Source organism: Parviterribacter kavangonensis (assembly GCF_056863335.1).
Genome location: NZ_JBXPJA010000001.1, coordinates 2980830 through 2996869 on the forward strand (window position 1 = coordinate 2980830; position 16040 = coordinate 2996869).

The window sequence follows — 16040 nt, forward strand, 5'->3', positions numbered from 1 at the left end:
TCGACATGCGAGTCCTTTCGTGCTGCGTCGAACCTGCGGAACCCCCTCCGCCCGACGAACCTAGTTCCTGGAAGACGGCGCCGTCAATGGGCGCGCTGGCCCGCACGCGCCAACCCTCCGGCGCATGGTGCGAGGCCTCGAACGCTCTCCGCATCTCGAATTCTACGGGTCGATCAGGGCTTGAAACAAGCCCCCGGGTATGCCTCATGATCCCCTGCCGCAACGCGTATGGGGGTGCCTGTGGAAGAGCATGCGGTGGTCGTGGCCGGGGGCGGTCCGACGGGGATGATGCTGGCGGCGGAGCTGGCGCTGGCGCGGGTCGACGTGGTGATCGTCGAGCGGCGGACGGATCAGAAGGTCGATGGCTCCCGCGCCGGCGGGCTGCACGCGCGGACGATCGAGGTGCTCGACCAGCGGGGCGTCGCGGATCGGTTCCTCGAGAAGGGCAAGGCGATGCAGGTCGCCGGCTTCTCGATGATCCCGCTGGACATCAGCGACTTCCCGACGCGGCATCCGTACGGGCTGGCGCTGTGGCAGGCGGACTTCGAGCCGATCCTCGCGGACTGGGTCGCCGAGCTCGGCGTACCGGTCCTTCGTGGGCTCGAGGTCACGGGGTTCGTGCAGGACGACGGCGGCGTGGACGTCGCGCTCTCGGACGGCCGCAAGCTCCGCGCGCAGTACCTCGTCGGCTGCGACGGCGGGCGCAGCCTGGTGCGCAAGGCGGCGGGGATCGAGTTCGCCGGGTGGGATCCGTCGACGAGCTCGCTGATCGCCGAGGTCGAGATGGGCGAGGAGCCGGAGATCGGCGTGCGCCGGAACGAGCACGGGATCCACGGGCTCAACTGGCTCGACGGCGGGCCGCGGGTGCGGGTCGTGCTGCGCGAGCTGAAGGCCGACCGCACCGCCGAGCCGACCTTCGCCGAGCTCAGCGACGCGCTGAAGGCGGTGTACGGGACGGACTTCGGCCTGCACACCGTGCACTGGCTGTCGCGCTTCACCGACATGACCCGCCAGGCGGCCGCGTATCGGGCGGGGCGCGTGCTGGTGGCGGGCGACGCCGCGCACGTGCACTCGCCGGCGGGCGGCCAGGGATTGAACATCGGGTTGCAGGACGCGGTGAACCTCGGCTGGAAGCTCGCGCAGGTGGTCAGGGGCGTCTCACCGGATGAGCTCCTCGACACCTACCACGCCGAACGCCACCCGATCGGGGCCCGCGTGTTGCAGCACACGATGGCCGCGACGGCGCTGCACCGCAGCGACGACCGCATGGACGCGCTGCGCGAGACGATCGCCGACCTGCTGAGCATGGAGGAGCCGCGCAAGCGGTACGCCGGGATCATGTCGGGCTTGGACGTCCACTACGACCTCGGCGAGGGCCACCCGCTGCTCGGCCGCCGCATGCCCGACCTCGACCTCGACACCGCCGACGGACCGCGCCGCGTGTGCTCGTTCCTCCACGACGCGCGCGCTGTGCTCGTCGACCTGGGCGAGCCGCTCGACATCGGCCCGTGGGCCGACCGCGTCCGCCGCGTCGACGCGACGTACGAGGGAACGTGGGAGCTGCCGGTCCTCGGCGAGGTCACCGCTCCGTCGGCCGTGCTGGTCCGGCCCGACGGCTACGTCGCCTGGGCCGGCGACGGCACGGACGCCGGGCTCACCGACGCGCTCACGACCTGGTTCGGGCCGCCCGCCGCGTGACGACGCTGCTCGTCACCACCGAGGTGCCGCCGGATCGCGTCGCCGCGTTCCGGGCGCTGCATGCGCGGACGCCGATCGTCGTCGCGCGGTTCGGCACGACGCAGCGCCATGCGGCGGCGGGCGTCGCCGATCCGGGCGTGCCGGTGGTCGACGTGAGCGAGCGGGGCGTCGCGAGGCTCGCGGCGTCGAAGCGGTGGCGAGCGGTCGTCGCCGGGACCGTCGGCCGGCAGGCGCTGCCACTCGCGTACGCGGGCGCGCGCGTGCGCGGCGTGCCGTTCGTGCTGTGGAGCGCGCTGTGGCACCAGCCGCACCTCGCCTCGTGGCCGTTGATGCGACACCTCTACCGGCACGCGGACGCCGTGGCCGCCTACGGGGAGCACGTCGCCGCCTACGCGAAGCGCCACGGAGCGAGCAACATCGCCGTCGCTCCTCAAGCCGTCGATCCCGTGTTCTGGAACGTGAGGACGACCGATCCGGACCGCCACTTCCACGTCGTGTACGTCGGCCGGATCGACCATGAGAAGGGCGTCGGCGAACTCCTGGATGCCTGGCAACTGGCGGGGCTGGAGGCCCCCGCCGCTACGCTGACCCTGATCGGCGAGGGACCGCTCGGGAATGCACGGACGGGCGATCCGGGCATCACGTTCGCCGGTCCGCGCTCGCCGGAGGAAGTCCGCAACTTCCTGGGAAGAGCGAGCGTTCTGGTCCTGCCCTCCATCGCGACGCGGGCGTTCCGCGAACCATGGGGGCTCGTCGTCAACGAAGCCATGCACCAGCACGTCCCGGTCATCGTCACTGACGCCGTCGGCGCCGCCGCCGGTGGTCTCGCACGCCATGAGCGCAACGGCCTCGTGGTGCCGCAGCGCGACCCGCGGGCGCTGGCGCACGCGCTGTCCCGCCTGGCCCACGACCCGCAGCTGCGCGAGCAGCTCGGCGACAACGCCCAGCGCGACGTCGCCGCGTTCACGCCCGAGGCGTGGGCCGCAGGGATGACGGCGGCCATCGAGAAGGCGGAGGGAGCCCGATGACGCGCTTGATCCTGATCGCGACGACGTTCTTCACGGTGATGCTGACCACCGCCGCGTTCGCGTCGCCGGCCCAGATCTACGAGGACTGCCAGGACGGCCGCCTCGACAAGTCCTACTCGCAGAGCGACTACCGCAAGGCGCTCTCCGGGATGCCGGGCGACCTCGACGAGTACACGAACTGCCGCGAGCTGATCCGCAGCGCCATGCAGGGCATCCGCGGCGGCGGCGGATCGGGTCCCGGCGGCGCCGGCGAGGGCGGCTACGGCGCGCTGCCGGCCGGCCAGGGCGGCCTCCCGCTCGGCCCCGACAGCAAGCCGATCGATCCCGTCGGCATCGCCACACCGGAGGAGCGCGCGGACGTCGAGAAGGCGCGCGCCACGCCGCCCGCCGACCTCGACAAGAAGGTCAGCCTGTCCGGCGTCGGCGTCAAGCCCGGCGAGGAGACCTCGTCCGAGCTGCCCGTCCCCCTCATCGTCCTGCTCGCGCTGACGGCGCTCGGAGCGCTCGCGGCGCTGGTCCCCCGCGTCCGAGACCTTGTCCTCCGTCGCCCCACCTCCTGAGGCGCCGGCCACTCCGGCTCCCGCGCCGGCGGGCGAGCCCGTCGCGCCCGCGCGGCAACGGAGAGCTCCCGACTGGACGCGCGGCGCTGCGCCGCTGACGCTCGTCATCGGCGCGGGGCTCGCGGCGGTCTGCTTCGGCGCGGGCGGCGGCGTGTCGCTCGGCTCGCGGACGACGACCGAGATCGCGCTGATCCTCGCGGGCGCCGGGCTCGTCATCGCCGCGCTGCTGCTGAGGCCGCGCGACGCGCCGCGGCCGGCCGCGGCGCTGACGGTCGCGCTGCTCGGCGGGCTCGCCGCGCTCACCGCGCTGTCGGTCACCTGGGCGATCCAGCCGAGCGACGCCTGGGTCGAGGCGAACCGGCTCTTCTCCTACTTCGCGATCTTCGCCGGCGCCGCCGCGCTCGCCACGATCGCGCCGCACCGCTGGTCGTCGCTGATCGGCGGGATCCTCATCGCGACCGTGTCCGTCTCCGTCTACGCGCTGTTGACGAAGTCGCTGCCCGGCTGGCTGAACGAGAACGAGCTGTTCGCGCGCCTGCGCGAGCCGTACGGCTACTGGAACGCCGTCGGCCTCACCGGCGCGCTCGCGATGCCGGCCTGCCTCTGGTTGGGAGCGCGGCGCGAGGGCCCGCCGCTGCTGAACGCGCTCGCCTACCCCGCGCTGACGTTGACGCTCGCGACGACGCTGATGGCGTACAGCCGCGGGTCGCTGCTCGCCGCAGCGATCGGCGCGGCGCTGTTCTTCATCCTCGCGCCGCTGCGCCTGCGGGCCGCGACCGTGCTGCTCATCGGCGGCGCCGGCGCGGTGATGATCGCCGTGTGGGCGTTCGGCCAGGACGCGCTGACGACCGACCGCGCACCGCTGCCCGACCGCAAGGGCGCGGGCGGCGAGCTGCTCGTCCTCGTCGTCGCCGTGACGCTGCTCATCTTCGTCGCGGGCCTCGTCGCGAACTTCATCGCCGACGCCCGTGACCGCCGCGAGCAGACGCGCCGCCGCACCGGCATCGCGCTGCTCGCCGCGCTGGCGCTCGTGCCGTTCGTCGCCGCCGGCGCGCTCGCGACGACGGACGCCGGGCTCGGCGGCAGCATCGACAACGCGTGGTCGTCGCTGACCGACACGAGCGCCGTCGGCCCCGCCAACGACCCCGGCCGTCTCACCGCGACGGGCTCCGTGCGCTCCCGCTACTGGGCCGAGGCGTTCAAGATCTTCAAGACCGACGAGCTGACCGGCGTCGGCGCCGGCGGCTACGCGACCGCGCGGCCGCGCTTCCGCCAGGACCAGCTCGACGTCCGCCACGCGCACGGCTTCGTGCCCGAGACGATGGCCGAGCTCGGCGTGATCGGGATCCTGCTCTGCGCCGCGTTGCTCGTTGCGTGGATCCTCGCGACGCGCCGCACGCTGCGCAGCACGACGGGGAGCGAGCGGGTCGGGATGGTGACGCTCGCCGCCACCGCGGTCGTCTTCGGCGTGCACTCCACGATCGACTGGACGTGGAGCATCCCCGGCACCGCGGTCATCGGCCTCGTCGCCGCCGCCTGGGTCGCCAGTCGCGGCGGCCCGGTCATGCGGCTCGCCGCCTGGCGCGAGACGAAGCCGCTGCAGGGCGCGCTCGCCGCCGCCGTGCTCATCGCGGCGCTCGTCGCGTCGTGGGCGGTCATGCAGCCGCTGCGCGCCGATCACGCCGCCGACGACGCGCTCGCGGCGCTCGGCGACAAGCGGTACGACGCCGCGCGCGAGCACGCGCTGAAGGCGCACGACCTCAACCCGCTCTCGGTCGACCCGTACTTCGACCTGGCCGCGATCGAGCAGGCCGCGGGGCGCAAGCGCGAGGGCGAGCAGTGGCTCGAGAAGGCCGCCGAGCTGCAACCGTCCAACTGGCTGCCGTGGATGCGGCTGGCCGACTACCGCCTGTTCGTGCTCGACAAGCCGAAGACCGCTAATGACGCAGTCCGCGTGGCGATCTACTTGAATCCGCGCTCTTGGGACGTGGCGCAGCGCTACCTGGACGTGCAACGGCGGTTGAAGGGCTCGTGAGCCCTCTCCGCGTCGCTGCCCTTTCGCTCCTCCTGCTCCTCGCCCTCGCCGCCCCCGCGGCCGCCCGGCCGTCGCAGGAAGCGATGTTCCAGGACGACAACCTGCTCGTCTACGGCGACGGCGGGGTCGCGGGCACGCTGGACGAGCTGAAGGCGCTCGGCATCGACCGCGTCCGCATCAGCGTGTTCTGGGCGGTCGTCGCGCCCGCCGACCGGCCTTCCGGCTTCGACGCGTCCGACCCGAGCACGTACCCGAGCGGCTCGTGGGACCGCTACGACACCGTGGTGCGGCTCGCGCAGGAGCGCGGCATCGGCGTGAACTTCGACATCACGACGCCGGCGCCCGACTGGGCGACCGACGAGCCCGAGCGCGCCGATCTCGACGACACGAACAACCCCGACGCGACGGAGTACGGCAAGTTCGTCCACGCGGTGGGCGAGCGGTACGACGGCTCGCACGGCCCGCCGCGCGTCGACCACTGGTCGTTCATGAACGAGCCGAACCAGCCCGGCTGGCTCACGCCGCAGTGGACGCAGGTCGATGGGCGCTGGGTCGAGACCGCGGCGCGGATCTACCGCGACCTCGTCGACGCCGGCTGGCAGGCGCTGGCCGACACGGGGCACGGCAGCGACACGATCCTCATCGGCGAGCTCGCGCCGAAGGGGCTGCGGACCAACCGCGGCGAGACGCGCGCGGTCGACGCGCTGCGGTTCATCCGCCGGCTCTACTGCCTCGACGACTTCCTGCAGACGCTGAAGGGCAGCACCGCGGCCGCGCTCGGCTGCCCGACCGACGGCTCGTTCGCCGAGCGGCATCCGGCGCTCTTCAACGCGAGCGGCTGGGCGCAGCACCCCTACGAGCTCATCTTCAGCCCGAGCACGAAGCCGGGCTGGCGCGACTGGGCGACGATCGCGAACCTCGGCACGCTGCAGACGCTGCTGCGCAAGGTGCGCCTGCGCTACAAGCAGTCGAACCGCACGACGCCGATCTACCTGACCGAGTTCGGGTACCAGACGCGGCCGCCCGACCGGACCGGTGTGACGCCCGCGCAGCAGTCGGCGTACCTCAACGAAGCGGAGTTCATCGCGTACCGGCGCAGCGACGTCATCGGCCTGTCGCAGTTCCTCCTGCTCGACGACGGCGACCCGGTCGACCGGACGTTCCAGACCGGCCTGCTGTTCCGCGACGGGACGCGCAAGCCCGCGTACGCCGCGTACCGCATGCCGCTGTTCCTCCCGAAGACGAAGGTCAAGCGCGGCCGGTCGCTGCGCGTGTGGGGCGGCGCGCGGTTCGCGGGCAAGGGCGCCGCGCTCGCCGTCGAGCTGCGCGCGAAGGGCTCGAAGCGCTGGGCGCGCGTGCGCACGCTCACCACCCGCAACGAGCGCGGCTACGTCGACGCGCGCGTGAGGTTCCGCCGCAGCGGCCGCGTACGCCTGCGCAGCGGCGCCGAAACGAGCCGGAGCGTGTCCATACGCGTCAACGGCTGACGCGGCCTTCGCTCCGGTTCAAGATCGTCAGGCCGTGAGCAGCTCGCGCGGCAGGGCGCCGTGCGAGCTGGCGGCCGCGACGCGCTCGAGCAGCGCCTCGTACTGATCGGTGACCGCGTCCCACGAGTAGCGGCGGGCGCGCTCGCGGGCTCGGGCGCGGTACTCCGCGACGAGGCCGGGGTCGTCGAAGAGGCGCTCGAGCTGCTCGGTCAACGAGGGAACGCCGGTCGTCCCGCTGAACGTCAGGCCGGCGTCGCCGACCGTCTCGACGTTCGGCGCGTGGTCGTTGACGAGCACGCAGTTGCCGGCCGCGAGCGCCTCGAGGATCACGGGATGGGTTCCGCCGACCTCGGTCGGGGCGCAGAAGAGGTAGGCGTGGCGCTGCAGCTCCCAGTACCCGCGCCCGAAGACGTAGCCGGGGAACACGACGCGCGGGTCGCCCTTGCGGTGGACGGTGCGGATGTACTCGTCCGCGTACGGCGCACCGCCGACGACCACGAGCTTCATGCCGCGGGCGCGCTCGGCCGGGATGCGCGAGAACGCCTCGACGAGGACGTGCGGGTTGTTCTCCGGCTCGAGGCGGCCGACGAAGAGCACGTACTTGCGCGGCTCGAGCCCGAGCGCCTCGAGCATGTGCGCGCCGTTGTGACCGGGATCCTCGACGCCGTAGGGCACGACGCCGATCCGGGCGCCGTAGCGGCGCTCGAAGATCTCGGCGACGGCGTGCGAGTCGGTCAGCGCCTCGTCGGCCCAGCGCGGCGCCTGTCGTTCGGCGAAGCGCAGGTAGGCCTTCGCGGGCTTCGGCCACTTCGTCCGGTCGGAGTCCAGGCCGTCGACGTTGATCACGGTCGGGATACCGGCTGCGCGGGTGATGAGGCACAGCGGGCTGTTGCCGGCGATGAAGAACAGCGCGACGTCCGGGCGCTCGCGCTTGGCGGTGTGCAGCGCGCTGAGCAGCGTGTGCGTGAACGTGTCGAGGTACTTGTTGCGCAGCGTCGGCAGGTGGACCAGGCGCGCGCCGCGGTACTGCTTGAGCGAGCGGTCGACGACGTGCGGACGGCAGTAGACGACGACCTCGTGGCCGCGTGCGGAGAGGCGGGCGGCGAGCTGCTCCGCGGCCGTCTCGAAGCCGCTGTACGAGGCGGGGATGCCCCTGGTTCCGAGGATGGCGACCTTCACTGGCGGACGGCGAGGGTATAAGCCGCGAGGTGCGCTTCGGCGCAGTTGCGCCAGCTGAGGCCCGTGGTCGCGCCGGGCGGCGGGGGTTGGTGGAGCGCTTGGGCGAGCGCGTCGACGTCTCCGGGCGGGAACAGCTTCGGCGAGCCGCCGAGCTCGCGGATCGCGGGCGTGTCGGCGGCGATGACGGGCGTTCCGGCGTGCAGCGCCTCGGCGACGGTCAGGCCGAACCCCTCGTCGCGCGAAGGGTGCACGAGCGCGGCGGCGTCGCGGTGCAGCGCGGCGAGCGTCGCGGGGTCGGGGCGCTCGACGACGCTGACGCCGGAGTCGACGCTGAACGCCGAGCCCGCGAGCACGAGCGGCAGCGGCTCGGCTGCGGCGAAGCGGTAGCGCGCGTGGGCGGCGAGCAGCGTCGGGAGGTCCTTGCGCGGTTCCGCGTCGCCGACGTAGAGGAAGTGCTTCGGCTCGCCGCGCTCCGGGACGTCGAGCGGCTGGCCGGGGCCGTGGCGGGCGACCACGACGCGGTCGGTCAGCTGCCAGTGCTCGGCGATCCGTTCCCGCGTCGTCTCGCTGACCGCGACGACCGCGGCGGCTCGCTTGGCGGCGAGGCGGTGGGCGCGTCGCGTGTAGGCGGCGAAACGAGGGTCGAAGTCCTGCGGGTGCGTCTCGAAGGCGAGGTCGTGAACGGTGACGACCTGGGGCACGCCCGCGGCGAGGCTGTGCGCGGGCAGCGGGTGGTGGATCAGGTCGGCTCGCTCCCGCTTCGCGAGCCGCGGCAGCTCGACCTGCGTCCAGCGCGTGTCCTCCGCGAGGTTCCGCCATGACCCGGTCCCGGGCGGCCGGCGCCGTTCGTTCGCAGCCTCGATGACCTCAACGCCGAGCTCTCGAAGCCGCGGGATGAGCTGCTCGAGGTAAACAGCGGTACCAGACGGGCCGCGAAGCGCGTACGTCGTGTCGACGAGGACCTTCACCGGGCGACGGCGAGGAGGTGGCCGTGTTGGGACGCGATCTCGACCTGCTCGAAGCCGGCGTCGAGCAGCACCATGCGCAGCGTCCGCTCGGTGAAGAACCGCAGGTGGTCGGCGTACGGGTGGAAGTGCTCGTCGAAGTCGTGCGGGTGCGTCGCGAAGTGGGCGAGCAGGCGGCGGTGGTGGTCGGGCGTCGTCAGGACGAGCGGGCCGCCGGGCTTCAGCACGCGCCGCAGCTCGGTCGCGAACGCGCCGACGTCGACGACGTGCTCGATGACCTCGCCGGCCCACACGGCGTCGACCTCGCGGTCCGCGACCGGCAGCGGCTCGCCGGCGGTGGCGCGGCGGACGTCGGTCAGCTGCGGGAAGCGCTCGCGCAGGCGGCGCAGCGGCTCGTCGGCGACCTCGACGCAGACCGGCGTCGCACCGAGCTCGGCGATCGCGGCCGCGAAGAACCCCTCGCCACAGCCCACGTCGAGCACGAGGTCGCCCGGCTCGACGTGGTCGAGCAGGAACGTCCGGCGCTCGGCGAGCAGCTCGGGCTCCGCCCCTTCGGGCACCGCGTCCCAGATCGCGTCGAGGTAGTCCTGGCCGGCCATCCGGCCCGACATCATCGCGCGCGAGTGCCTCCGCCGCGTCCGGCGTCTGGCATCGTGCCCGGCCGTGCCGCGCCTCCTCTGCGTCAACGCGGTCTCGGCTCCCGGTGGCGCCGAGATCGGGCTCCTCCGTCTGCTCCGGCGCCTCGCGCCGCGCGGGTGGGAGCCGACGGTGACGACGCCGGGCGACGGCCCGCTGAGCGCCGCGGTCGAGCGCGCGGGGTGGCGCAGCGAGCGGCTCGACGCCGGCGGCCTCGGGCGCGGCGCCGGGACGCCGGCGGTGATGGCGTTCCCGCGCGCGCGGCGGCTCGCGCGCGAGCACGACCTCGTCTACCTCAACGGCGGCGTCGCCGGACGGCTGCTGCCGGCGGTGGCGTCGCGGCCGGTCGTGCTGCACGTCCACGACATCGTCGGCCGCGTCCCGCGGCACTGGCGCCGCGCGGACGCCGTGCTCGCCGATTCGACCGCGGTCGCCGAGCGGCTGCCCGGCCTGGAGCCGCGCGTCGTGTGGTGCCCGGTCGAGCTCGATCCGCCGGACGTCGCGCCGCCGTGGCCGGAGGGCGACGGCCCGGTCGTCGGCTTCGTCGGGCGGATCGAGCCGCGCAAGGGCCCGCTCGACCTCGCCCGGGCCGCGCCGGCGATCCGGGCAGCGCGGCCCGACGCGCGCGTCGTGATCGTCGGTGATGACCCGTTCTCCTCCGACCCCGGCTACCTCGCCGCCGTCGACGCCGCCGAGGCGATCGAGCGCTACGGCTGGGTGACCGACGCCGCCGGGCTCATGCGCCACCTCGACGTGCTCGTCGCGCCGAGCCGGCAGGAGCCGTTCGGCACCGTGCTCGCCGAGGCGATGGCCGCGGGCACGCCCGTCGTCGCGACGCGCGTCGGCGGGCTGGAGGAGGTCGTCGACGACGGAGTCACCGGGCGGCTCGTCGAGGCCGGCGACGTCGATGCGCTCGCGCGGGCGGCGCTGGAGGTGCTCGACCGCCGGGACGAGCTCGGCGCCGCGGCGAAGGTCCGCGCCCAGCAGTTCGGCGCCGACGCCTACGCCGATCGCGTCGAGGAGATCCTCATCGCGAGTACCGCTCGAGGTCGCGGAGACGCCGCTCGACGTCCTCGAGCAGATCCACCGTCCCGCCGACCAGCCACCCGAGCACGATGAACGACAGCCCGCGCGTCACGTACCCCGGGACGCTGACCAAGCGGTCGAGGATCGCGTCCGACACCACCACGAGCGCGAGCGCCGTCAGCGCGGCGATGACGCCGGCGTGCGCGCCGAGCGCCAGCGCCGTCAGCGCGATCGGCACCGTGAACAGCAGGCCCACCGCCAGCTCGGTGCTGTCGATGACGATCCGCAGCACGAACACGACGATGAACAGGTCGATCGCGATCATGAGCGCGAGCCCGCGGCGATGCTGGATCAGCCGCAGCAGCTCGCGCGTTGCGCGTGAACGGTGGTTGGGCGGGAACCCCGCGGACACCGCAGCGGAGTCTGGCGCGAGCGGCGGATGAAGGTCGCATTCGACTCCCGGCCCGCCGCCGACGTGCGCGGGATCGGCCGCTACGCGCGGTGCCTGCTCGAGGGTCTGCGGGCGACGGCGGCCGACGGCTCCGAGGTCGTCGAGGCCGCGCGGCCGCGCGGCGTGGACGTGTTCCACACGCCGTGGATCGATGGCGCGCTCGTCCGCTGCCGGACGCCGCAGGTCGTCACGGTCCACGACTTGGTGCCGCTCAAGCGCCGGGCCGAGTACCTGCGAACCGGCGTGCGGTTCCGGCTGCGGTACCTCGCGGTCAAGCGGGCGCACCGGATCATCGTCCCGACGCAGACGGTCGCCGACGACGCCGTCCGCCACCTCGGCGTCGACCCGGCGAAGATCGACGTCGTCGGCGAGGCGGCCGCGCCCGCGTTCCACCCGCGCTCCGACGACGAGGTCGCCGCCATGACGACGCGCCTCGGCCTCGAGCGCGACGCCTACCTCGTGTGGTCCGGGGGCCTGATCCACCCGGACCCACGCAAGCGCGTCGGGCCGCTGGCGCGCACGCCGCGGACGCTGCCGCTCGTCCTCGCCGGGCCCGCGAGCCCGTGGGCGCACGAGCTGCCCGACGTGACGCTCGCGGGCGAGCTGAGCGACGACGAGCTCGCGGCGCTCTACACCGGCGCACGGTCGCTCGTGTTCCCGTCCGACGAGGAGGGCTTCGGCCTGCCGCCGGTCGAGGCGCTCGCCTGCGGGACTCCGGTCGTGGCGTGCGACGTGCCGGGCGTGGCGGAGGTGCTCGAGGGCCGCGCGACGCTTGTTCCGGTCGACGACCTCGGGGCGCTCGTCAGCTCGGCGGAGTCCGCGACGAGGCCCGCGGGAGCCCCGCTCGACCGCACCTGGGACGACGTCGCGCGCGCCACGTGGGATTCCTACGCGCGTGCGCTCGACCATCCGTCCAAGAACTGGACAGCGCCCTCAACAGATGCGTAGATTCGCCCTGCGTCTGTTCGCCTCTCCGGGTCGAACGAACCGCAGGCCGCGTCGGCGCTTTCTCCGGGGCGCCGGCGCAGCGCACCAACTGCGCCGGGATCGCACGTCAGGATGACGAGCGGTCCCGGCCTTTGGCGTTCCTAGGAGGTCTGAACCGGCAGCTGCGACCGCAGCCAGTCGACCGTCTGCGCGATCCCCTCGTGCACGCCGATGCGCGCTTCCCAGCCGAGCAGGCGCTGGGCCTTCTCGACGCTCGGCCAGCGGCGGACGACGTCGACCTCGAACGTGGGCAGGTGCTCGAGCTCGAACGCGTCGGGGTCCTCGCCGCACGCCTCCCAGATGATCCGCGCGAGCTCGGCGACCGTGCGCTCGTCCGACGCGCTGATGTTGAAGTCCTCGTTGACGCCCGCCGGCGAGGCCATCGCGGTGACGATCCCGTCGGCGATGTCGTCGATGTGGGTGAGCGTCCGCGTCTGCGTGCCGTCGCCGAAGATCTGCAGTGGGCGCCGGCCTGAGAGCACCTTGCGGATGACGTCGGGGACCATGTGCGCGATGCCCGGCTCGTCCTCGGGCATCTCGCCCGGGCCGTACGCGTTGAACGGGCGGCAGATCGTGTAGGGCAGGCCGTGCTCGTCGTGCGCGGCGCGGCAGTACACCTCGCCCGTGAGCTTGGAGAACCCGTACGCCGACTTCGGCATCGGCGTGCTCCAGATGTGCTCCTCCGTCGTCGGGTACTCCGTCGCGCGCTCGAAGACCATCGAGCTCGACACGTAGACGACCCGCTCCACCGCGTGGTCGAGCGCGGCGCGGAAGACCGCGTTGTACAGCGCGTTGTTCACCTCGGTGAGCGTGTGCGGGAGCTTGTGGAAGTTCCCGATCCCGCCGACGATCGCGGCGAGGTGGATCACGTGCGAGCAGCCCTGGATGGCGTCGCGCGCGACGCCGACGTCGCGCAGGTCGCCGCGGTGGACCTCGCAGCCCTCGCGCATCCACTGCGGCGCATCGCGCTGGTCGCTGACGCGCACCTCCCATGCCGGATCGCGCAGCAGGCGGCGGACGACGGCGGCGCCGATGGTGCCCGCTCCGCCGGTGACGAGGACGCGTTTCACGCCGATGAGCGTAGTCCGCGGATCATCCGCTGGACCCCTCCGTAGCGGGTGGCGCCGAGGATCAGGCCCGCGATCGTGATCGGGACCATGAGCACGAAGCGCAGCAGGATCAGGTACGTCAGCGCGGCCGACGACGACTTCCCGAGCGCCTTGGAGCCGAGGATCACCGCCGCGTCCATCGTCCCCGCGTACCCCGGGCCGGCGGGGATCAGCACGAGCATGCTCGACAGGGCGAGCAGGTAGAGCGCCTCGATCACGTCGACGCCCAAGTCGGCGGCGACGGCGGTGAGGTACCAGACCGCTCCCTCGCAGGCCCAGACGAGCACGGTGAGGAACAGGACCTCGATGCCGTGCCTGCCGGTGGCGAGCTTGCGCGTCGCCGTGGCCATCGGGGCGATGAAGGCGATGACGCGCTTGAGGCGGCCGGTGCGGGCGAGCACTGCGGCGACGACGAGCACGACTGCCGCGGCGGCCGCGAACAGCAGCGCGGCGGTGCCGAGACGGTCGCCGAAGACGTCCGTGCCCGCTCCGCTCAGCAGGCCGTAGGCGAGGACGACGAAGAGCACGCCAAGCACGAGTACGTCGCAGAGGCGCTCGGCGATGAGGGTGCCGATGACGGTCCGGGCGTCGGTCTCGGCTCTCGGAGCCATGAGCATCACCCGGAGCGCGTCGCCGGCGCGGGCGGGGAGCACGTTGTTGCCGAGGTAGCCGACGGCGATCAGCGAGTACGAGTCGGCGCGGTGCGGCTTGGCGCGGTTCTCCACGAGCAGCACCTGCCAGCGCTCGCCGCGCAGGGCGCAGGCGCCGAAGTAGAGGACGATCGCGGCGAGCAGCGCAGTGAGATGCGACGCGCTCGTCGGGAACTCGGGTGGGTCCTGCTTGGACGCCCACCACACGAGCCCGGCGAGCATCGCGACGGAGACCACCGCGCCGAGCACGCCCACCGCCCGGCGACCGGCGGGGCGCCGGGACGCGGTGGGATCGGCTGTCGACACGCCTCAGATGGTAGGAGGAAGCAGCCCGTAGGGCGGCCGTGTGCGGCGCTTGACGTTCCTTCGCTTGCGGCGCATCGCGGGGAGCTTCGTCGCGGCTTCCCGGTAGGCGCCGAGCAGCTCGCGCTCGACGATCAGCGCGTAGGCGAGCGCCGCGGCCTCGTAGAGCGCGAGGTGCGGGAGGTCCTTGATCGCGTCTGCCGGGCGTTCGTTCTTGGCGAGCATGAGCAGGCGGTTGCGGAACTGCAGGCGGCGGTGCTCGGGCGCGACGCGGGCTCTCGTGCTCGGGCTGAAGAAGCGGACGTGGCGGCCGGTCGCCTTCGGTTCGTAGAGCGCGCGCCAGCCGGCGAGCCTCGCCCGCCACGCGAGGTCGGCGTCCGACGCCCACAGCGCGAGGTCCTCATCGAACACCTCGCCGTCGGGGGCGACGTCGTCGAGTGCCGAGCGGCGCCAGAGCGCGCAGGCTCCGTCGGCGCCGAAGACCTCGGCTCGTTGCGTGTACGCGGTCGCCGGGCGGTTGTGACCGACGACGTTGTTCTTACGGCGCTTGTCGAGCGACATCGCCGCGGCGTCGATCCTGGTCGGGTCGGCGTCGCGGAGGAGCTTCGGCGCCACGGCCGCGAGGCTCGGGTCGCCCGCGAGCGCGTCGTGGAGCGCCTGCGTCGCGCCGGGGTCGAGCACGCAGTCGGCGTTGCAGATGAGCACCGCGTCGGCTCGCTTGACGCGGTCGTCCGCGAGCCCGGCGTTCATCGCGGCCGCGTAGGACAGGCGCTCGTCGAGCGAGACCACGTGAGCGGCGTACTCGACGGCGACGTCGTGCGTCGCGTCGGTCGAGGCGTTGTCGATGACGACCGTCTCCACGCCGTCGAGGGCCGGCAGGCAGGTCCGCAGACGCTCCGCCTCGTCGACGGAGAGGACGAGCGCGACCACGCGCAGAGCCTTCGGCCGGCGGGAGAGGTCTCCGGCGTCGCCGCTCAAAGGAGCTCCTCGTAGACGGCGCGGGTCATCGCGGCGGTCTTCGCCCACGAGAACTGCGCGGCGTGCTCTCTCCCCTTCTTCGCGAGCTCTTCCCGGCGGTCGAGGGCGCGGACGATGGCTCCCGCGACCGAGGCCGGGCTGTGGGGGTCGAACAGCTCCGCCGCTCCTCCCGCGGTCTCGGGCAGGGCGGTCGCGTCGGCGCAGGCGACGGGGGTTCCGCGGGCCATCGCTTCGAGGATGACCAGCCCGAAGCCCTCGTAGAGCGACGGGTGGACGAGCACGGCGGCTCCGCGCATGAGCGCGTCGAGCCGCTCGTCGTCGACGTAGCCGAGCGGGCCGCCGACGCCCGCGATCACGAGCTCCATCCCCAGTCGTTGGGCGGCCTCCTGCGCCACGCCGAGGTTCTTCTTCGCGCGCACGTCGCCGACGGCGAGGAGGTAGTCGCCCGGCGGAGGCTCCGACGTCCCGATCGGCAGAGCGGGCGCCTCGGGGATCACGCGGATCTTCCCGCGGTCCACGCCGTACCGCGCGACCACGTCGTCGGCGGTGGCGGTCGAGGGGACGATGATCCGCTCGGCCGACCGGGCGGCGCGGGGTGTGAACGTCCGGTACTTCCACCGCGTGCGCGGCGTGAAGTCGTCCGGGAACGCCTCGAAGGCGAGGTCGTGGATCGTCACGACACCGGGGCAGGGACGGTTGAGCGGTAGGAAGCAGTTGGGCGCGTGGACCAGCGCGGCGCGCCGCCGGCGGAGGGCGCGTTGAAGGCCAACCTGCTCCCACAGCACCTCGGGCGCACCGCGCGGTACGCGCCCGGCGACGGGGACGACCGCGTCGCCCAGGGCCGTGGCCAGGCGGTCGACGTAGCGACCCCAGCCGCGCAGCTGCCCGGCCCTGCCTTCGGTGACGTCGAGCACGACGGTTCCCATTCGCGCGCGACCCTACGAGGTC

General features: G+C 73.3%; 15 protein-coding genes. 7 read left to right on the forward strand and 8 right to left on the reverse strand.

Features of this window, described 5'->3' with window-relative positions; translation table 11 throughout:
* Positions 1–228 precede the first annotated feature (228 nt).
* The 5 genes from AC1UE4_RS14995 to AC1UE4_RS15015 are packed head-to-tail and all read left to right on the forward strand — an operon-like array spanning position 229 to position 6808.
* Positions 229–1698 (forward strand): FAD-dependent monooxygenase, encoded by a 1470-nt coding sequence (locus AC1UE4_RS14995; protein ID WP_482918039.1) that lies wholly within the window; start codon positions 229–231, stop codon positions 1696–1698.
* Positions 1695–2726 (forward strand): glycosyltransferase family 4 protein, encoded by a 1032-nt coding sequence (locus AC1UE4_RS15000; protein WP_482918040.1) that lies wholly within the window; start codon positions 1695–1697, stop codon positions 2724–2726. The genes AC1UE4_RS14995 and AC1UE4_RS15000 overlap by 4 nt, the downstream gene beginning before the upstream one ends.
* Positions 2723–3286 carry a hypothetical protein gene (locus AC1UE4_RS15005; RefSeq protein ID WP_482918041.1) on the forward strand — a complete coding sequence of 188 codons (564 nt, stop codon included), beginning with the start codon at positions 2723–2725 and terminating at the stop codon, positions 3284–3286. The genes AC1UE4_RS15000 and AC1UE4_RS15005 overlap by 4 nt, the downstream gene beginning before the upstream one ends.
* On the forward strand, positions 3261–5321 hold the full coding sequence (locus AC1UE4_RS15010; RefSeq protein ID WP_482918042.1) for an O-antigen ligase family protein: 2061 nt from the start codon (positions 3261–3263) through the stop codon (positions 5319–5321). Before AC1UE4_RS15005 ends, AC1UE4_RS15010 begins: the two co-directional genes overlap by 26 nt.
* On the forward strand, positions 5318–6808 hold the full coding sequence (locus tag AC1UE4_RS15015; RefSeq protein WP_482918043.1) for a cellulase family glycosylhydrolase: 1491 nt from the start codon (positions 5318–5320) through the stop codon (positions 6806–6808). Before AC1UE4_RS15010 ends, AC1UE4_RS15015 begins: the two co-directional genes overlap by 4 nt.
* Positions 6809–6835: 27 nt before the next feature.
* Here the strand turns inward: AC1UE4_RS15015 and AC1UE4_RS15020 are convergent, their stop codons facing one another.
* The 3 genes from AC1UE4_RS15020 to AC1UE4_RS15030 are packed head-to-tail and all read right to left on the reverse strand — an operon-like array spanning position 6836 to position 9551.
* A complete protein-coding gene (locus tag AC1UE4_RS15020) occupies positions 6836–7987 on the reverse strand; it encodes a glycosyltransferase (protein WP_482918044.1) in 1152 nt (383 codons plus the stop codon).
* Positions 7984–8955 (reverse strand): glycosyltransferase family 4 protein, encoded by a 972-nt coding sequence (locus AC1UE4_RS15025; protein WP_482918045.1) that lies wholly within the window; start codon positions 8953–8955, stop codon positions 7984–7986. Before AC1UE4_RS15025 ends, AC1UE4_RS15020 begins: the two co-directional genes overlap by 4 nt.
* Complete coding sequence (locus AC1UE4_RS15030; protein ID WP_482918046.1) at positions 8952–9551, reverse strand: class I SAM-dependent methyltransferase; 600 nt, start codon at positions 9549–9551, stop codon at positions 8952–8954. The genes AC1UE4_RS15025 and AC1UE4_RS15030 overlap by 4 nt, the downstream gene beginning before the upstream one ends.
* 64 nt (positions 9552–9615) lie before the next feature.
* Between AC1UE4_RS15030 and AC1UE4_RS15035 the strand changes: the two genes are divergently transcribed.
* A complete protein-coding gene (locus AC1UE4_RS15035; RefSeq protein WP_482918047.1) occupies positions 9616–10707 on the forward strand; it encodes a glycosyltransferase family 4 protein in 1092 nt (363 codons plus the stop codon).
* Here AC1UE4_RS15035 and AC1UE4_RS15040 read toward each other — a convergent pair.
* On the reverse strand, positions 10616–11026 hold the full coding sequence (locus AC1UE4_RS15040) for a hypothetical protein (RefSeq protein ID WP_482918048.1): 411 nt from the start codon (positions 11024–11026) through the stop codon (positions 10616–10618). The genes AC1UE4_RS15035 and AC1UE4_RS15040 overlap by 92 nt on opposite strands.
* A 27-nt stretch (positions 11027–11053) precedes the next feature.
* On the opposite strand from AC1UE4_RS15040, the gene AC1UE4_RS15045 reads away from it, so the two are divergent.
* Positions 11054–12013: a glycosyltransferase family 4 protein gene (locus AC1UE4_RS15045; protein WP_482918049.1), complete on the forward strand. Its 960-nt coding sequence runs from the start codon at positions 11054–11056 to the stop codon at positions 12011–12013.
* 140 nt (positions 12014–12153) lie between these two features.
* On the opposite strand, the gene AC1UE4_RS15050 is transcribed toward AC1UE4_RS15045, so the two are convergent.
* From AC1UE4_RS15050 to AC1UE4_RS15065, 4 genes are read right to left on the reverse strand one after another with little or no spacing between them, the layout of a single operon-like run.
* A complete protein-coding gene (locus AC1UE4_RS15050) occupies positions 12154–13122 on the reverse strand; it encodes an NAD-dependent epimerase/dehydratase family protein (protein ID WP_482918050.1) in 969 nt (322 codons plus the stop codon).
* Positions 13119–14117, reverse strand: a complete 999-nt coding sequence (locus AC1UE4_RS15055; protein WP_482918051.1) for a lysylphosphatidylglycerol synthase transmembrane domain-containing protein — start codon at positions 14115–14117, stop codon at positions 13119–13121. The genes AC1UE4_RS15050 and AC1UE4_RS15055 overlap by 4 nt, the downstream gene beginning before the upstream one ends.
* Before the next feature lie 3 nt (positions 14118–14120).
* Positions 14121–15092: a glycosyltransferase family 2 protein gene (locus tag AC1UE4_RS15060; RefSeq protein WP_482918052.1), complete on the reverse strand. Its 972-nt coding sequence runs from the start codon at positions 15090–15092 to the stop codon at positions 14121–14123.
* A complete protein-coding gene (locus tag AC1UE4_RS15065) occupies positions 15089–16018 on the reverse strand; it encodes a glycosyltransferase family 4 protein (protein WP_482918053.1) in 930 nt (309 codons plus the stop codon). Before AC1UE4_RS15065 ends, AC1UE4_RS15060 begins: the two co-directional genes overlap by 4 nt.
* Positions 16019–16040: the final 22 nt, after the last annotated feature.